This window comes from Pseudarthrobacter raffinosi, assembly GCF_023913735.1.
In the GTDB taxonomy this organism is placed as follows: domain Bacteria; phylum Actinomycetota; class Actinomycetes; order Actinomycetales; family Micrococcaceae; genus Arthrobacter; species Arthrobacter raffinosi.
Map to the genome: position 1 here is coordinate 1 of NZ_JAMXBH010000046.1, position 3536 is coordinate 3536.

General features: G+C 63.4%; 3 protein-coding genes. 1 reads left to right on the plus strand and 2 read right to left on the minus strand.

The features are described from left to right. Positions 1-178: 178 nt before the first annotated feature. Positions 179-1666, minus strand: coding sequence for a nucleobase:cation symporter-2 family protein (locus NG698_RS21445; protein WP_252602840.1), 1488 nt, complete (start codon positions 1664-1666; stop codon positions 179-181). Between the two features lie 165 nt (positions 1667-1831). Beyond that, positions 1832-2740 carry a factor-independent urate hydroxylase gene (gene pucL / locus NG698_RS21450; protein WP_252602841.1) on the minus strand — a complete coding sequence of 303 codons (909 nt, stop codon included), beginning with the start codon at positions 2738-2740 and terminating at the stop codon, positions 1832-1834. Between the two features lie 363 nt (positions 2741-3103). Between pucL and NG698_RS21455 the strand changes: the two genes are divergently transcribed. Beyond that, positions 3104-3301, plus strand: a complete 198-nt coding sequence (locus NG698_RS21455; protein WP_252602843.1) for a hypothetical protein — start codon at positions 3104-3106, stop codon at positions 3299-3301. Positions 3302-3536: the final 235 nt, after the last annotated feature.

Here is a 3536-nt window from a genome sequence, read left to right on the forward strand (position 1 = left end):
GCGCTACGGGCCGATCTCATGCCCGACCGCCGCACACGCACCCGGCCCCGCGTGATCAAACGCGCGATCTCGAAATACCGGGCCAAAGGCCGTGCCATCGACCACCGAACCTACCCCGCGACACTCACCACGAGAATCTTGACACCCGACCCAGACGACTAACCGAACGGCATTGGGGTTAGTGCTCCGCGGACGTCTTGAGCGGGACTTCCTTGCCCTCGGCGTCGATGAGCTTGCCGCCCTCGTAACGGTCGCCGTCGGCCAGGATCTTCAAGTCGGCTTCGGTGACCACCCGGGCGGTGCCGGCCACAAACACTGACTGGTTCTCCGAGTTGCCGGCCTTGAGGTGGTTGAAGAGCAGGTTCAGCAGGATGGCCATGACGGCGGCCGAGCTGATGCCCGAGTGGAAGATCGTGGAGAACCAGGACGGGAACTGGTCGTAGAACTTCGGGGCCGCAATCGGGATCATGCCAAAGCCGATGGAGGCGGCCACGATGACCAGGTTCATGTTGTTTTTGTACTCCACCTTTGCGAGCGTGCGGATGCCGCTGGCGGCCACCGTTCCAAAGAGTACGACGCCGGCGCCGCCCAGGACGGGGGTCGGAACCGCTGCGACCACACGGCCGAGGATGGGCAGCAGGCCCAGGATCACCAGGATGAGCCCGCCGGCGCTCACGACGAAGCGGCTCTTGATGCCCGTGATGGCCACGAGGCCAACGTTCTGGGCGAAGGCGCTCTGGGTGAAGGAGTTGAACAGGGGCGAGATGGCGCTTGAGAGCATGTCCGCCCGCAGGCCGTCGCCGATGCGGCGGGAGTCCACCTTGGTGTCCACGATCTCGCCGACGGCGATGATGTCCGCCGAGGTCTCGGTGAGCGTCACCAGGATGACAATCAGCATCGAAATGATCGCCGCAATCTCAAAGGTCGGCAGGCCAAAGGCGAACGGCGTAGGGAAGGCAACTACGTCGCCCTGGCCCACTTTGGAGAAATCCGCCATGCCCGTGAACAGCGCGATCACGGTGCCGATCACCATGGCCAGCAGGATGGACAGCCGGGAGATGGCGGCATTACCCACCTTGCTCAGCAGCAGGACGATGCCCATGGTGGCCGCGGCGAGGCCGATGTTGGCCACGCTCCCATAGTTCTCGGCCTTGGCGTTGCCGCCCATGGCCCAGTTGGCGGCGACCGGCATCAGCGTCAGGCCGATCGTGGTGATGACGGTGCCGGTGACCACGGGCGGGAAGAACTTGATGATTCTGGAGAAGAGCGGCGTGATGGCCAGGCCGATCAGGGACGCCACAATCACCGAGCCGAAGACGGCCTGGATGCCGCCGCCGCCCTGCACGATCGCCACCATGGTGGAGACGCCGGCGAACGAGACGCCCTGTACCAGGGGCAGTTGAGATCCAAAGAACGGGATGCCCACGGTCTGCAGGATGGTGGCGAGGCCGCCGACGAACAGGCAGGCCGCGATGAGCAGGCCGATGTCCGTGGCGGACATACCGGCCGCGGCTCCGATGATGAGCGGCGGGGCGATGATGCCGCCATACATGGTCAAAACGTGTTGGAAACCGTACGCGAACGTGCTTCCGATCGAGAGGCGCTTGTCCTCGGGGCGGGCCGCGGAACTAGTCGACGCGGGCCGGGACTTCTTCTTGCTGTTCATGGCAGACTTTCTTGGTTCATGGCAGACGCCTTCGTCTGGCTAACAATGTCTGGCTAACAATTTGGGGCTTTGGGGCCGGTTGATTTCGACAAGCTCAATCACCGTAGACGGGCCCAACCACCGGGTTTGGTCCGGTGGTCGAGCCCGTCGAGACCCGGTGGCAGATCAGCAGAAGCCGGCGATGCCGTTCCAGGCGGCGGGGGCCGTGCCTGAGTTTTCGCGCTGGACCGTGGCCTCGATCAGGCCGTAGGGGCGGTCCGCGGCGAAGAAGACCTCGTTGGGGTTGTCGAGCCCGAACGGGCTGAGGTCAACCAGGAAGTGGTGCTTGTTGGGCATCGAGAACTTGATCTCGTCCACTTCGCCGTGTGCTTCCAGGACCTTCTTGCCCATGTCGAACAGGGTCTGCTGCAGGGCGTGGGAGTAGTTCTCCGTGAAGCCCTCGAGCAGGAGGGCCTTGATGTCCTCGTAGCTCTTGTTGAAGTCCGTGGCCGTGTGGTCCAGGCCCGTGCTGTAGCGCCAGCGGGCGGAAACATCCGTGGCCAGGATGCGGTCCGTGGTCTCGGGCAGGGTGGTGTACTTATCTCGCGGGTAGCCGACAAAGCCGGACTGGGTGGTCTTCAGGACGGTCAGGTCCTTGAGCCCGGAGATCAGGTGCGTGGTGTTGCCGTCCCGGACCACAACGGCGGTACGGACTTCCTGCCCGTTCCGGACAAAGCTGTGGTCGTGTTCGGAGCCGTGCGACTGGATGCGGTCCCAGGTGTAGGACTCGGCTTCCCAGCGGCCGCCCGTAACCCAGTCGAAGCCTGACGTGAAGTGCTCGCTGAGGCGAAGAAGGAAGGCTTCGGGGGAGCCAACGCCCGCCCTGGCGAAGGCGTAGATGGTGTTCTTCTGGGTGTCCGTGGCGACGACGTGGGCGTTGTCGCCCTGGAGGTGCGCAGCCTCGAAATCGCCGCGCAGCTGCGAGGTGACGTTCAGGTCTTCGATCTGGTGGCGGTCGGTGTCGCGGGTGACTTTGACGACGCGGACTTCGGCCTTTCCGTACTGGTTGTGGCCGAGGATGATGTTGCTGCTCATGGTCAGATTCCCAACTTCAGGTATGTGGGACCAAGGTTCCACATAGAAATTAAGCGCGCATTTCCCGCGCGTTTCTAGTACCGTCGGCCCAACAAAAAATGAGCCGACATCAATTGATGTCAGCTCATTACGACCCTGCCTGCTGCTCCCAGGTTACGTGACTTGCGCCACGAGTTGGGTACCAGAATAGCCCAGCTTCGGGGTGGTGTACATCACAATCTGAAAAATCAGTTTGTGACCGAGGGTCGCCCGGACCATTGACGTACCGAGATCCGGCAGTTTAGGCTATTTCACATAGCAAAAGTTCTTTTCCACTTTGCGGAATCATCAAAGTATCATCAACCCACCTCGGAGGAGGATCAGATGTACCAGCAGGACACAACGCCGGTCGCACCGGAACACACGGCGGCACCCGCCGTCCAGGAGTTCTACCTTCCCCTCGGAGGCGGAACGGATCCGGACTTCTATCTGCCCGCGGACCGGGAGCATGTTCCGGGCCGCTTCTCGCGCTGGGTCCAGGGCCTGCCGGGCTTCGGCAGCCAGCGTTCCCGACGGGGCTGACGACACGCATCTTCGTTGAGGACACGCAAACGGCCTGGCGACACCCAAATTCGGGTGTCGCCAGGCCTTTTGCGCGTCGCGGGGCCGTTTGCGCGTCGCCAGGATCAGGACTCCGACGGCCCCGGGCGCCCCGGCCACTGCTTGCCGGCCCACGGGTCGTAGTCGGCGATGAGCTCCTCCTGTGGCGGACGCTCCGGTTCGGGGACGTGCTGCAGGTTCACCCGCACCCGGTACC

Excerpts from the sequence above, each read along its gene's own strand:
- NG698_RS21445 (WP_252602840.1), bottom strand. The coding sequence starts at position 1,666 with ATGAACAGCAAGAAGAAGTCCCGGCCCGCGTCGACTAGTTCCGCGGCC.
- pucL (WP_252602841.1), bottom strand. The coding sequence starts at position 2,740 with ATGAGCAGCAACATCATCCTCGGCCACAACCAGTACGGAAAGGCCGAA.
- NG698_RS21455 (WP_252602843.1), top strand. The coding sequence starts at position 3,104 with ATGTACCAGCAGGACACAACGCCGGTCGCACCGGAACACACGGCGGCA.